This window comes from Candidatus Goldiibacteriota bacterium HGW-Goldbacteria-1 (assembly GCA_002839855.1).
Taxonomy (GTDB): domain Bacteria; phylum Oederibacteriota; class PGYV01; order PGYV01; family PGYV01; genus PGYV01.
On the sequence record PGYV01000010.1, the window covers coordinates 17,323 to 31,316 of the forward strand.

Sequence of the window (13,994 nt, forward strand, 5' to 3'; positions counted from 1 at the left end):
TTTCAGTATGCGCCGCCCTAACCTGCTGTGTATCCGGCAGGAGCGGTTTAATGCATCGCCGGCAAATCCGTATGTGCCGTGGGCTTACGATTGCCAATGAATTAACATACCTTTGGATTTCAGGTTTGTTTGGATGCAAGAACACCAATTTGCGGCGCGTACTGAAAAAACATACACAAACCCTGTAAAGCCGAGGGACGGATGCACGGAGGGACAGAGGGACAGAAGTAAAGACAAACATAAAACCAAACAACAATACAAAATCTGCGGGCTAAAGACCCGCGTCTACCAAACCTTTCAAACCGCCCGGCCGTTACCTTTCCGCTTATGCTTAATTGCCTATAGCTTAAATCGCTATCATTTCCGAGCCGCCGCATTTTACCCCTGTTTTTTCTGCTCGTTTATCCAGTTATTTACAAAAACATCCACCTGAGAACCGGACGCGAAAACTTCAAAAACCTCCACGTCTTTCTCTATCCCTTTAAGCGCCACACCCTGTTCCATTTTAGACATGCACACATACCTGTTAAGCGTTCCGTCATAGTAATAGTGAATGTCATATGACAGGTTAAGTTTTTCTTTTGGGATAATATCCACTTCCGATTCGCGCCTTAACGCGTTATAAATTTCATTGGTTATAACAATCCCCTGGTTAAAGAGTTTCCGCTCGTGAACATAAACCCTTCTTGGAACAGCTTTTGTTCCGTAAAGTTTTTCAAGGTATTTTTTCACATCGCCATTACTGCCTGACAGCCTTGCGGCCTGGGTAAGGCTTGGGGACAGTACAATATTAAACCTGACCTGTTCTTCGCCGATAACCGCGAAAAAAAGTTCGCCTTCTGTCACGCCTATTCCTATTTCCACCTTGGGCATTGAATACTCTTCCGCGATTCTGCCGATAAGCTCATCCACATTTATATTTATCACGTTCAAACCGGCAAGAGCTTCCTTTATTTCATCCGGCATCGACGGTTCTATTTTCACCAGTACCGCGGGTTTTTTTTCTTTGGACAGCGCGCCCAGCCGCATAAGTTCCCTGAATATTTCCTTGGATTTTTCCGCCGCTTTCATTTCCGCGTCTTTGCGCAGCTTTGTATATTCCCGGTGTATCACGCATGCCGCCCTTACACAGTCCGCAGCCTTGGCGTAATGCGCCGCGTATCCGTCGCCCGCAAAATATATTTCCGTGCCGGCGTTTTCTTTTGACAGTTTATAAACGGTATTCAGGTAAGGGGTTAAAAAAGAAGCTGTGTCCTTGGTAAGTTTCATTGTGGTTTCCGTAGAGTTTCTTAAATCCGCAAACATGAATATCTTCCTGCCGCGCGCGCTTCCCTGCCCTCCCGGATACGCCGCACCCTGTTCCCTGAAGTAAAAAAGCCCTGATTCTTCAAAATGATTTTCTATCCGTGTCTTTTCATCATCGGGTATAGATACACATGCCGCTTCGTCCATCCCTATTTCTTCAGAAGTAATCCGTTTTATCACGCTCTGCCGCAGTATCTTTATGCCCTGCATCTGTTCGCTGAAAGCTGATTTCTTTCCGTATTTTTTTCTGATGTCTTTAAAGTCAGACGCAGTCTTAAAATACAGCGACATTATTTCAAGCGAATGCCATGCAATTTTTTCCAGCTCTTTGCGTAAAAGGGTGCCAAAGACATTATTTCTGCTGCGTTTTATCCTGTCCTCGGCTTCATCAATATATGCCATAAGTTCCTTTGCTTTCTTTCCCCCATTATCTTTAAGCGCGGAAAAAAGGTACTTTTTTACCTTAGCCTCATGAAAAACATCAGCTGCGGCTTCCCGGTGCTTTATCATATTTAGCAGCCGCCCGCTGCCCGATGCCGAAATTATATCCATCACTTTTTTCCTGACACGGCCGGCTTCAAAAGACTCTGTAAGTTTCTGCTTTAAATCCCTGTCTTTTTTTATTATATTCAGAAACCGTTTAAAATCTTTTTTGTCATACAAAATTATCTTTACCATCGCAAAATCCCCGGCAGCATACTTGACACCGCCTTTGGACGATATGTTTTTCGAAGCCGCCGCAGTGTCTGAAAGCGCCTGCAAAAGCCCGTTTATCTCTGCCGCGCTTATGCCAATTCTTTCATCTTTTGAAATAAGGAATTTCTCCACATTGTTAAGCTCCGCTATATCATTATAGACAAGGACATACCTGTTAATCAGGGGCTGAATCTTTCTTTTTTCCGCGGCGGTCTTTTCGTTTCTCATTTTATCCGTATCTTTATCTTCAAGGATTTCGGACAGAATAGCTTCAACTGTTTTTCCTATATGATACTTAAGAGTACCCCTCATTATGCTTAATTTTTCAAAATGGGTATGAAAGTATTCTTCGGTTATGGATGCAAAAAGGGAAGCCAATGATACCCAACAGAAAAATTCCAGGTCTTTTATTTTCAGCGTATTTTCCTGGTTTATGGCGTTTATTATGACGTTATGCGTCTTTTCCAGCAGCCTTGACCTGTTGCCGTAATACCAGGAACTGTATCTGTCCCAGCCAAGGCTTTCAAAATCTGAAAGTATTCCAAAATACAGCCCCGTCATGTGCGGGTCAGACGGCAGCGCTCCAAAATCTTTCTGTTTGTCATCCGTTATTACAAGCGAGATAAAACTTTCAATAAAATCATATACCTCTTTTTCAAAAGAAAAATCAAAAGTAACCCTGTAAAACTTATTTGTCGGGTCATACGCGACTTCCGCATTCTTACAGTAAAATTCCAGGTCAATCTTTCTGGGTGCCAGCCCTGCGCCTTCGCTAATTTGTTTTTTCATGGATGCGGATTCCGACCCCCTTTTTTATCTTATTTTTTCTTATGAAACCAACCGGCGCTTCAAAAGTGTGCTTTGCCCCGGCAGTAATAAAAAACTTAAAAGGTTTCAGCGATTCGGCATAATTTAAAACAACAAAATCCTTATCCGTCATTATGATATCCAGGTTAAACCTCATAAAAAATGTGTGAATTGAACTGCAGTCAGGAAAGAATAAGACGCCGTATTCAGGCATAGTTTTTCTGAACATTAACCCCGCAAGCCTGTCAAAAAATGACTCTGCGGTTTTATACTTTCTGATTAATATTTGGCTGCTTTTTTTCTGCATAATCTGATTTTACATATAGTTGGCCCAATTGTAAACACATAACTGCTAAAGCCCGGTACATCCCCCACTTATAAATCCGCCGCGCTTTAAAACCCCGACATTAACTTAATAATAATAGGCCCAAAAAGCACCATAAAAATTACGGGAAAAATGAATACCATAAGTGGAAAAAGCAGCTTTACAGGCGCTTCGTGCGCTTTTTTCTTCATCTGCATGAACCTTTTTTTTCTGGCTTCATCCGCCTGCGCCCTGACAATTTCCCTGACGTTTCCACCGGATTTATCCGCCCTTATAAAGGCGCCTACGGCAGAACTTACCTCCGGGATACCTATCCGTTCTTCCATATCTGACATTACTTCCTGAAAACTTTTTCCAAGCCGCATTTTTTTTGCCGCAACCCCAATTTCACCGGCAAAACTGCCTTTTGTTTTTTCCGGATATCTGCATACGGCGCGCGATACTGAAAGCCCGCCTTCTATGAACGCGCAGATAATATCCAGCGCGTCGGGTAACTCTTTAAATATACTGTCATTTTTTTTACGCAGTTTTGAATTTAATATCATTGACGGTATAAAAAACGCGCATACCCCTGAAAAAACCGCGAATAAAACATCCCCAAAAGATGCCAGAATTACAGCAGACACGCACAGCGCTGTAATCTCTTCCGTGTAAATAAAAGTAGCCGTGGTGTATCTGCCGTCCAAATCAAGTTTTTGCAGCACGGTATTTATTCCGCGGTAACGCGAAGTATTCGTAAAATTTGAATTGAATTTTAGAATTCCCGATTTGACATAAGCCGCAAGTTCTTTAATACCGCCACCGGCAGAAAGCCTTCTGCCCGCGGTAATTTCCAGAACAGTGCTGCGCCTTTCCGTTATCATCCCCGCGGCATATGTAAAAGCAGCCGCGCACACCCCAGCAAAAATTGCTGCAAGTAAGTTCATCTCTACCCCTCTATGTTGTAATTTTTTTTACTCTATCCTTACAATCCTGCTTATGAAAAACGCGCCTGCAGCTTCCATCAATACCGCCGTGCATAAAATTAACATTCCTGCTTTTGTATTAAAAAGCGGTTCGGTAAAAGACGGGTCAATAAAAGTAATGGCGCCTATTAACAGCACCGGTAAAAGCCCCACTGTAATTCCCGACATAACACCCTGCGATGTCAGCGCTTTAATTTCACGGTCAGCTTCATCGCGTTTTCTTATGGTTTCAAGTATGCCGCCAAGAATTTCGCTGACATTTCCGCCTGTTTCAAGCGCCGTTTCCAAAGCGGTAAGCATGATAACGTTTTCCCTTACAGGTACCTTTAGCGCAAGGGCGCTTAAAGATTCCGCCATTGATATGCCAAGCTGAGTACCTGACAGAACCGCCTTTATTTCCCTTCCAACCGGGCTTTTATCGCGCGCTGCAAAAGCGGACATAGCAGAAGCCAGGCTTAAACCCGACTTCATTCCGGAAATCATACTTTCAAGAAAAGCCGGAAGGTTCTTTCTGTATTCAATACAGTATTTTTTATGTTTATACGAAACGTAATATTTGGGAAGAAAATACACGGCAGGAAGAAAAAGAATCAGGACAAAAACATTCTGCATAATTAAAGATAACGCCATAAATACCGCAAATAGGACAATTTGAATCTTTTTAATTTCATTACCTTTTATCTCTGCCACGCTTTTTCTTACAAGGGTATTAACACTTCCCCTATAAGTTTTAACGGCGTTTGAAATGACAGACGCGATTTTACCCTTGTGATACACGGCAAGCGCGGCTGCGGCAAACATAAATATGGATACAATTATTTTCATTATTTGAACTGCTTTAAGAACCTTACGTCATTTTCAAAAAGAAGGCGCATGTCGTCAATCTGATACTTCAGCATGGCTATCCTTTCAACACCCATTCCAAAAGCAAAACCTGTATATTTTTCCGGGTCAATCCCTACGTTAGAAAGTACATTTGGGTGTATCATTCCCGCCCCCATTATTTCAAGCCACCCTGAATGCTTGCAGGCGGGGCATCCTTTGCCCATGCAGTTAACGCACTGCACATCCACTTCCGCGGAAGGTTCCGTGAAAGGGAAAAAACTTGGCCTAAAGCGTGTCTTTAGCGTGTTGCCGAAAACCTCTCTTAAAAACAGATCCAGAACCCCTTTTAAATCCGTAAAATGAATATTTTCATCCACCATAAAACCTTCCACCTGATGAAAAACCGATGAATGCGAAGCGTCCACGGCATCGCGCCTGTAAACCCTTCCCGGCGCTATTATTTTAAGCGGCGGTTTATGTTTTTTCATCGCCCTTACCTGCACGGGCGAAGTATGCGTCCTTAAAAGGTATCCGTTTTCCATATAAAAAGTATCATGCATATCAAGCGCGGGATGGTCTGCCGGGAAATTAAGCGATGTAAAATTATTTTCTTCCGTCTCTATTTCAGGCCCTTCTTCTATGGAAAAACCCATCCTTAGAAAGATGGAATTAATCTCTTCCGTTACAAGCGTCAGCGGGTGAAGCGCGCCTTTTTCTATATTATAAGCCGGCAGAGTAACGTCCACATCTTTTAAGCCTTCGGCTTTTTTGGATGACAGCATCTGCTTTTCTTTTTCTTCGGCAAGCGCTTCGCACATTTTCTTAAGGTCATTTATTTCAAGCCCGGCTTTTTTCTTCTCTTCCTTGTCCGTAATATCTTTCATGCCGGAAAAAAGGTCGGTGACAATTCCCTTTTTACCGGTATATTTCGCTTTAAACGCGTTAAGGCCGGCAGCATCGCTGACAGTTAAAATATCCTGCTTCATTGAATTTTCAATTGACGGTTTGTCCATAATCTCCCCTGCTTTTTAGTATCTGACGTTAATAAAAAATCCGGACAATGTCCGGATTTTTTTTAATATACTCTATAAGTGCTTTGTTGTAAAGCCTTTTTTACCGCGTGCTTTTAACTTTTTAAATGGCTTTTATGCTGAATAACTGCGGCCTTATTTACTCTCTTCTTTTACCCTTTCAAACTCATCATCATCGTGCTCTTTCTTGTCGGCTTTTTTCGCTTCCATATAAAGCAGGTACGCACCTACAGAACCGGTCTTTTCAAAAACCTTCCATAATTCCTTGCGGCGGTTCAAGCCAGTCGTTTTTTCCATAGCGCTCCGCATCTCCTATTATTTTCTATGTTAACCTATCCCATTTTTATGTTATGAAACTTTGTTCCGTACTTTAACAATGATTTTTTCTTTTATGAAATTATAGCAGAATAAGTTTTAAAGTCAAGAAAACCTAAATATTTTTATGCTATTTTCAGCGTTTTACCCCTGTATATATCATGCTATCGCCTTTAATTATTGATGCTTCAGAAAAATCATACCCGGAGTACATTTTGATATCTTTTAACCCCGAATTTTCAAGGATTTCTTTCATCTCATCAAAACCAAAAATACGCAGAGATTCGCTGTGGTTAAGGTTATATGTTTTTTCCTGATATTTCGCTTTTACATCCAGCATTATAGTCAGCACGCCTGTCTTTTCATCAAAGGTATTTTTTTCATGGATATCCGCTCTGCGTTCCCCGTCTTTATTTATATACGCGTTTTCTCTGTTTAAGAGGCGGGCATTGGCAAAGATGTTCCACGTTTCCATTACAAACACGCCGCCTTTTTTAAGCGCTTGCGCCATTTTAGTACAACAGCCCTGAATTTTCTTCCTGTCAATCAGGTAACATAAAACAGAATCCACGCAGATAACCGCGTCAAATAATTCACGGGATTTTATTTCTTCCAGCCCCATTGATATTAAATCTGCCTGTAACCCTTCTCTTTTCAGTTTCTCTGCTGTCTGTTCAATCATGCGGGGGCTTTTATCAATTCCGGTCATTTGATACCCGCAGCGGGCCAGCGGCACTAAAAACCTGCCTGTACCGCACCCTGCGTCCAGTACGGTATTTACCCTTCTATCAGAACCGGCAAAAATTTCATCCATAAAAGCAATTTCCTGCCCGTCTGCTTCATGTGAATTTTCCCCGTAAAGCACAAGGTCATAAAAAGCCGCAAAATCCGTATTGTATCCGTCCATCCGTCAATTCTCCCGCTTATACTTATCTGCCTATAGCTTAATTTAAGATTATATAAAGTCAACTGCCGCACCCTAAAGGGTGCGCCTACCAAATCAAGCCGCCAAGCCGCCAAGCCGCCAAGCCGCCAAGCCGCCAAGCCGCCGAGCTACCGAGCTGCCGAGCTGCCGAGCTGCCGAGCTGCTGCCTATAGCTTAACCCTCTATGTTCAACTCAAGCCCGTCATACGCCATCTTCACATTTCCGGGAAGCTGCGCTTCGGTTTTATTGTGTTCAAGCGAGTGGGCTATATGCGTTAAATATACTTTTTTTGCGCCTATTATCTCGGCAGCTTTTAGCGCCTGACTAAGGCTAAAGTGTGTCGGATGGGGTTCGTGGCGCAGCGCGTCCAGCACTAATACATCAATTCCTTTTAACTCTTTTATAGTCGCGTCAGGCAGCGCGGATACATCGGTTACATAAGCAAACCTGCCCGTTTTAAACGCCGCTATCTGTATATCGCCGTGCATCACCGGCAGCATCTGCACCTGAATATCTTTTGCTGTAAATATTGAATAGGGCTCTGTTTCTATCAGGTCCACTTTCGGTTTGCCCCCGCCTTCCTGGGTATCTTCAAAAATGTAAGCAAACCTCTTTCTTACCTCCGCGGCTGTCTGCGCGTCGCAATAAGCGGGTATCGCGTTTAACTGCAGTTCGTTATAACGCCTTATATCATCAAGCCCGGCTATATGATCCGCATGCGCGTGGGTTAATAACAGCGCGTCTATCCTTTTAATTCCATATTCCAGCGTCCTTAATCTGAATTCCGCGGGCGTGTCTATTACTACAGTTGTGCCTTTATCCTGTATCATAACCGAAGTCCTGTAACGGTTATTTTTAGGGTCTAAAGATGTGCATGTGGGGCAGGAACACCCGGCTACCGGAACTCCGTGCGAAGTGCCTGTACCAAGAAATTTAATCTTCATCAGTTAATTCCGTTTAATAAAATAATGATTCCCGCGGCTATTGCCAGCCTGTAAATCATAAACGCCATAAACCCGCGTTTTTTAATGAACGCCAGAAGAAATTTAATGGCAAATAGACCCGCAGCAGCGGACGCAATAAAACCTGCCGCTATAACCGCAATGCCTGCATCCGGGCCCGCCTGAATAATATCCGGAAGTTCGTGTACAAAAGCGCCGGCAATGGCGGGAATGGAAAGAAGAAAGGAAAATTCAGCTGCATCCTCTTTTTTGAATCCCATAAACAATGCCGCGGTCATTGTGATGCCCGACCTTGATACACCCGGCATAAGCGCTATTGCCTGAGCGCAGCCGATTATTATAGCGTGCCAGATTGTAAGCGACCCATTTTCTTTATTCTTTTTTCCTGTTAAATCGGCAAGGTAAAGTATCACGCCAAAAACCGCAAGCATAAGGGCAATACGTGCAGGAGAGCGAAATATGCCTTCTATAGCGTCATTAAACGCAAGGGCAAAAACAACCGCCGGAATTGTGGCAATAATTATGTAGATTGAAAGTTTAAAATCTACGGAGTTTCTTTCGCCGGAATCACCCAGCCCTTTAAAGAAGGACTTCATCATCGCCCATATCTTCTTCCTGTAAAATATCAGAACGCCTAAAAGCGTTCCGCCGTGCAGAAAAGCGCCAAAAGAAAGAGAGCTTAATAATTCCGAAACATTCATAAATTTCGGCACAAGCGCCAGATGCGCGGACGAACTTACAGGCAAAAATTCCGTAAGCCCCTGAATAATACCAAGTATAATAGAATTTATAAGCTCCAATTTGTCCTCCGGTTTTTTAGGTGATTATAACATAAACTTAGGGAAAAACTTAAGCTATAAGCAGTTAAGCAATTAAGCATAAGCGAAAACTTACGCTATATCTTAAATACCTAAATTGTTTATGCTTATTTCTTCGCTATAGCTTAATTGCCTATAGCTTAATTCGCTATTATTTCTCGCCTGCCATCAGTACCCAGTGCTTATCGAAAAATAAAATTTCCATATATCATCTGTCTTATCTATCCTCTTTGCCACTTCAAACTTCATAGGCATAAACTGACGCTGCAGGACAAAAGTATCTATGGTCACGCCTACGCCGGCGCCGCTTAAAATTTCTTTTTCATTTATGGCTTCCAAAACCCCTGTTTTCACCAATCCGGAATCAATAAATGCCTGTGTTTTAATATTTTTTACCATCCACCATTCAAGCGGCCAAAGCTTAAAATTAAGGTTCTTGGCAACTGTCTGGCGCAGTTCCGCTGAAACAAACCCTATCTTATCACCTGTAAATTCGCCATAGCCGGCGCCGCGCAGGGTGTTTATGCCGCCAAAAACAAAATATGGCTTATCGTCGCCGTCTGTCATCGCGGCCACGGCGCGCGATGCAAAGACAGTATTCATGCCGCTTATAAAATTAAGGTCAAAATACTTTCTGAATTCCGCCTGATACACACCATAACTTCTTGTCCCGCCAAACATTTTTTCGGCGGCCTGCACATATAAAGAGAAGTAATTGCCCGAAACCGGCCACATGTCGCGCCACGATACCGTATCGTGTTCATAATACAGCGCCGCCACATTTATAATATCAAACCTGTCGCCGTCAAATTCATAGCCGCTGCTGTAATTTATTTCGGTATATCTGTCAGAGACCCGCTGGGATGAAAAATTTATTCCCACACTGTCATAAAGGGTAAGCGGGTATTTCATATCAACAGTTGCACCTGCCTGCGTGCTGTCAAGCCGCGAGAAAAAATCACCCGTTTCAAAATCGTATAATTTATACGTGTTCTGATTGTAAAAGAAATATAAGGATAAATCAAACGGAAGCGCCATGTAAAGGTACTGCGTTTCAAACTGCGTGTAATACCCGGGCACGGCGTTTAACAGGACAGCAATATTGTGGTCACCCAGCATATCGGATAACTGCAGATATCCGGCGCCTATTATACCCGTATCCGTGCCGGCGCCAAGTATGGCAAATATCATATCCGGCGAAAAAGCGGTGGTGTACTTTTTATTTTCAGAGATAAGCTCCGCCGCCCCGCTTTCAATTTCTTCCCTGAATTCAAGGTCGTCCTGCCCTGTTGTTTTGGGTTCCTGTACCGCCGCTGTTATTCCCGCAGTATCAGAAGAGTTTTCTTTTTTTAAACCCGCTTCCCCGTAATAGGACAAAGGCAGGCCGGAAAAATCACTTTTAGCATTCCTTAAATATTTATAGATGTTATAACAGCCGTCTTCATAATATGAATACGCTATAAAATCGCCGGAAACAGAAGGCGAAAAAACACCGCCCGAAACATTGGTCAGCTGGCGGATTTCTTTGGTATCAATAATCATACTGTACAGGTTAAATATTCCGTTTTTATCAGAGACAAATATTATTTCTTTTTCCGCCGAAAATACCGGCGTTTCACAGTTACCCGCTTCTGCCGTGGTTAATAGCTGTTTTACCCCGCTTTTCAATTCATAATGACAAAGCCTGTTTACTCCTTCGTGTTCTTCGGAAAAAACAAGCGCCGTTGCGTCCTGCGACCATGACACGCCGCTGTTTTCATAGACATTATCAGTTATTCTTAACAGCTTTCCTGTTGCAGGCTCATACAGATAAACATCCGAGAAACCGGACACCGTACCGCACAGCGCTATGTATCGCCCGTCCGGTGATAAAGCGGGCGAACTTATTATATCAAGCCCCTCTATTTCATACTCTTTAAGCGCGCCGTTTTCAACATTGCCTTCAAACAACGCCATTTTGCCGCGTTTTTTCCCGGCAAAATATAACAGTTTTCCGTCTTTTGACCATGATATCGCATTACCGTTGGTATCAACACCTTCAAACTCCGCCAGAAAAGGCCGCACTATACCCGTACCGTCGTTTTTCATTATGAAGATTGTCTTTATTCCGTCTTTAGTGGAAACATACGCAATTCTGCTTCCGTCCGGCGAGAATGACGGCGCAAGGTTATACACAAGGTTCCTGTGGTCATTCTGTGTAAGCGCAGGGCCATATTTTACCGCTTCATCACGGCCCTGTATCTGCGCCCAATATTTTTTCTTAAGATAAAAAGCCCACTCTTTTTCAAACTGACTGAAATCTTTTTTTAATATCTGCCTAAACACAGCCTCTGTGCTTAATTCATCCGTATAAAATTTAAGGAATTTCTGTATGTTTTCCGCGCCGTATTTTGAAGCTATGTAATCAATGGCGCTCTGCGCCTCTTTATAAGCAAGATACACCTCTTCAAGGTGGGAAAACCCTTCCGCCTTATTCAGCGGCACCAGCCTGTCATTTATAACCGCGTCCCTTAAAACCATCTCTCCGCGCGTGTCAAAATCATCCGCGCAGTGTTCGGCCAACCCCTCCATTACCCACAAAGGCATAAACAAATCCTTATAAAGAGTCGCGTAAGAACGCATGCCTTCGCCGTATAATATATCAAATGATATTGCGTGCGTAATCTCGTGGGTTAATACCTCTTTGAACGCTTTAAGCGAACCGTTTGCCGGCAATACCACCCTGTTTTTATAAGCTTCTGTAAACCCGCCTGTTCCCTCACCAAGGTATGAAAGCGTTATATTTGTTGTGCCAAAATCAACCGGGTTTTCATAAATAAAAAGCGGAATTTTTTCTTTTGGCGTGTACCCAAGAATCTTGGTAATCTTTTCAAAAGCCTCTTCGGCGTAAATAACGCCAAATTTCGCAAGCAGTTCTTCGGATTTATAATAATAGATTTTAAAGTGCGGGGTTTCAAAGATATGCCAGTCCATATCCTTTGTGCGTATTTTGTTATACGCGAAAACGGACGACACAGTAAAAAGCAATATGAAACACACAGCGGCAATTTTTTTCATTCCTGCCCCTTAAACATAATTTTAACATATATGTAATTTTAGCATAAAATTGTGCGTTAGTAGAAGAACTATAAAGAGCCAAGAGACGGAGGGACAGAAGTAAAGACAAAAACAAAACAAATATCGAAAATTCGAAATTCGAAAATTAGATTAACACATACAGGGGTTGGGTGTATTTTTTTAGTATGCGCCGCCCTAACATACTATGTATCCGGCAAAAGCGGTTTAATGCATCGCCGGCAAATCCGTATCTGCCGCGGGCTCACGGTTGCCAACGGATGAACATACATTTGATTTCAAGTTTGTTTGGATGCAAACACACCGGTTTGCGGCGCGTACTGAAAAAATATACCCAAGCCCTGTAAAACTGGATGCTTGGATGCTTAGAGGCTTGGACTTTTGGTAAAAACAATTATAAAAAGCAAATACAACTACCGCAGACTAAAGACGCGGGACTGCCAAATCTAACCCGGTCCGCCGACCTTCCGATTTTCCAAGCATCTAAGCATCCAAGCATTCTAAGCCTCTGCCTTATATTTCCTTGCTCTTCCAATGCCCTTTTTTATAAAATATCCAGCCCACGATTCCCTGGAAGACAAACACGGACGCGATGCTTATGAATATTGCTTTATGCCCAATGGCGGGGTTACGCGACAGAAAAAATGCCAGCGGTATCTGCAGCGCAAAGAACGCCACTATGTTTATGGACATCGGGGTTTTTGTGGAACCCGCGCCGTTAAACGCGGCGCCGGCAAGCAGGCCAACGCCCATTAAAAGATAAAATGGAGAGACAATTCTTAGATACTGCACGCCATACTGAATGACTGTGTAATCGGGATTGAAAAACTTAATTATCATCGGCGCAAAATTATAAGCAATAAGCCAGCAGGTAAACGTAAATAAGCTGTACATTTTCAGCCCCGTTATAACGCTGTCTTCCGCCCGTTTAATCTGCCCTGCGCCCATATTATGCCCCACCATAACAGCAACAGACGAACCAATAGCCCATCCCAGCATCATTACAAAAACATCTATCCTGCTGCCTATTCCCATTGTGGCCAAAAGCGCGTCGCCGTGAGGCGCGGCAATTTTAAGCATTACCAACGCCGCAATATTGGAAGCAACTCCCTGAAGCATAGCGGGCGTTGATATACCGACATAATTGGCCAGGAATTTCCTGTCCAGTTTTATATCTTTTCTCTGAATCTTTAAAATACCTTCCTTCTGGGTAAGGATATAAATCATAATAAAAGTCGTCACAAAATATGAAATAAGCCTTGCAAGCGGCGCACCCATTATTCCAAGCTGAGGGAAACCCACCCATCCATAAATAAAAACCGGTTCCAGTATTGTATTAAGCGCGATAGAGACAAACAGCAGGTAAAAGTGTTTTCTTATCCCGCCCGCGGCCCTTAAAACGCCAAAGAAAACAAACAGCCCGCTGTCGTTTATCAGCGAGATAAGCGATAAAAGATATATGGATTTGGCAAGGGCAAACGTTTCGCCTTTGGCGCCGAAATATATAAGTATTTTATCCATAAATATAATATTTACCGCTGCAAAAATAAGCCCCATTACATATCCGGCAAATATCACATTAACTACGGCTTTTTTTAAGCCGTCATAATCCTTTCTTCCGGCATAGCGCGAAATAACCGCTGCCGCGCCCGTCATAAGCCCGCCTTCCATTGACCAGAAAACCCCAAAAATGAATCCTGTAATAGATATGGCAGCCTGCGCGGACACACCTATCTTTCCAAGCAGAAACATATCAAATACAGAAAAGAAATTCTGCATAAGGTTCGTTATTAAAAGCGGAACGCTTAAGTATAATAAATTCTGTAAAATACTGCCTTTTTCAAGTTCTCTCATTTATGCTCCGTTATATTTTAAATATAGATGCTTGGATGCTTGGAAGGTCTGATGCTCGGCAAAACCATTTTTATCCGTTCTTCCGCTTTT

11 protein-coding genes are annotated in these 13,994 nt (G+C 42.9%); all 11 read right to left on the bottom strand.

Annotation, left to right across the window (positions count from 1 at the left end):
* Positions 1-378: 378 nt before the first annotated feature.
* Positions 379-2,790 carry a hypothetical protein gene (locus CVV21_10660; GenBank protein PKL90847.1) on the bottom strand — a complete coding sequence of 804 codons (2,412 nt, stop codon included), beginning with the start codon at positions 2,788-2,790 and terminating at the stop codon, positions 379-381.
* Complete coding sequence (locus CVV21_10665) at positions 2,774-3,115, bottom strand: hypothetical protein (GenBank protein ID PKL90848.1); 342 nt, start codon at positions 3,113-3,115, stop codon at positions 2,774-2,776. Before CVV21_10665 ends, CVV21_10660 begins: the two co-directional genes overlap by 17 nt.
* An 86-nt stretch (positions 3,116-3,201) precedes the next feature.
* Positions 3,202-4,059, bottom strand: a complete 858-nt coding sequence (locus tag CVV21_10670; GenBank protein ID PKL90849.1) for a hypothetical protein — start codon at positions 4,057-4,059, stop codon at positions 3,202-3,204.
* A 27-nt stretch (positions 4,060-4,086) separates the two neighbouring features.
* Positions 4,087-4,923, bottom strand: a complete 837-nt coding sequence (locus CVV21_10675) for a hypothetical protein (protein ID PKL90850.1) — start codon at positions 4,921-4,923, stop codon at positions 4,087-4,089.
* Positions 4,923-5,936, bottom strand: a complete 1,014-nt coding sequence (locus tag CVV21_10680; GenBank protein PKL90851.1) for a phenylalanine--tRNA ligase subunit alpha — start codon at positions 5,934-5,936, stop codon at positions 4,923-4,925. Before CVV21_10680 ends, CVV21_10675 begins: the two co-directional genes overlap by 1 nt.
* A 153-nt stretch (positions 5,937-6,089) precedes the next feature.
* A complete protein-coding gene (locus CVV21_10685; GenBank protein PKL90852.1) occupies positions 6,090-6,251 on the bottom strand; it encodes a hypothetical protein in 162 nt (53 codons plus the stop codon).
* A 154-nt stretch (positions 6,252-6,405) separates the two neighbouring features.
* Positions 6,406-7,176 (bottom strand): hypothetical protein, encoded by a 771-nt coding sequence (locus CVV21_10690; GenBank protein PKL90853.1) that lies wholly within the window; start codon positions 7,174-7,176, stop codon positions 6,406-6,408.
* A gap of 192 nt (positions 7,177-7,368) precedes the next feature.
* On the bottom strand, positions 7,369-8,139 hold the full coding sequence (locus CVV21_10695) for an MBL fold metallo-hydrolase (protein ID PKL90854.1): 771 nt from the start codon (positions 8,137-8,139) through the stop codon (positions 7,369-7,371).
* The gene (gene uppP, locus CVV21_10700) at positions 8,139-8,957 is read right to left on the bottom strand and encodes an undecaprenyl-diphosphatase UppP (protein PKL90855.1); all 819 of its coding nucleotides are present in this window, start codon (positions 8,955-8,957) and stop codon (positions 8,139-8,141) included. The genes CVV21_10695 and uppP overlap by 1 nt, the downstream gene beginning before the upstream one ends.
* A 186-nt stretch (positions 8,958-9,143) precedes the next feature.
* Positions 9,144-12,032 carry a hypothetical protein gene (locus CVV21_10705; protein ID PKL90856.1) on the bottom strand — a complete coding sequence of 963 codons (2,889 nt, stop codon included), beginning with the start codon at positions 12,030-12,032 and terminating at the stop codon, positions 9,144-9,146.
* Between the two features lie 531 nt (positions 12,033-12,563).
* Positions 12,564-13,904, bottom strand: coding sequence for a hypothetical protein (locus CVV21_10710; protein ID PKL90857.1), 1,341 nt, complete (start codon positions 13,902-13,904; stop codon positions 12,564-12,566).
* Positions 13,905-13,994: the final 90 nt, after the last annotated feature.

Bases quoted from the DNA above. Each gene is read 5' to 3' on its own strand.
- CVV21_10680 (PKL90851.1), bottom strand. From the start codon at position 5,936: ATGGACAAACCGTCAATTGAAAATTCAATGAAGCAGGATATTTTAACT.
- CVV21_10675 (PKL90850.1), bottom strand. From the start codon at position 4,923: ATGAAAATAATTGTATCCATATTTATGTTTGCCGCAGCCGCGCTTGCC.
- CVV21_10670 (PKL90849.1), bottom strand. From the start codon at position 4,059: ATGAACTTACTTGCAGCAATTTTTGCTGGGGTGTGCGCGGCTGCTTTT.
- CVV21_10660 (PKL90847.1), bottom strand. From the start codon at position 2,790: ATGAAAAAACAAATTAGCGAAGGCGCAGGGCTGGCACCCAGAAAGATT.
- CVV21_10695 (PKL90854.1), bottom strand. From the start codon at position 8,139: ATGAAGATTAAATTTCTTGGTACAGGCACTTCGCACGGAGTTCCGGTA.
- CVV21_10705 (PKL90856.1), bottom strand. From the start codon at position 12,032: ATGAAAAAAATTGCCGCTGTGTGTTTCATATTGCTTTTTACTGTGTCG.
- CVV21_10690 (PKL90853.1), bottom strand. From the start codon at position 7,176: ATGGACGGATACAATACGGATTTTGCGGCTTTTTATGACCTTGTGCTT.
- CVV21_10665 (PKL90848.1), bottom strand. From the start codon at position 3,115: ATGCAGAAAAAAAGCAGCCAAATATTAATCAGAAAGTATAAAACCGCA.
- CVV21_10685 (PKL90852.1), bottom strand. From the start codon at position 6,251: ATGGAAAAAACGACTGGCTTGAACCGCCGCAAGGAATTATGGAAGGTT.
- CVV21_10710 (PKL90857.1), bottom strand. From the start codon at position 13,904: ATGAGAGAACTTGAAAAAGGCAGTATTTTACAGAATTTATTATACTTA.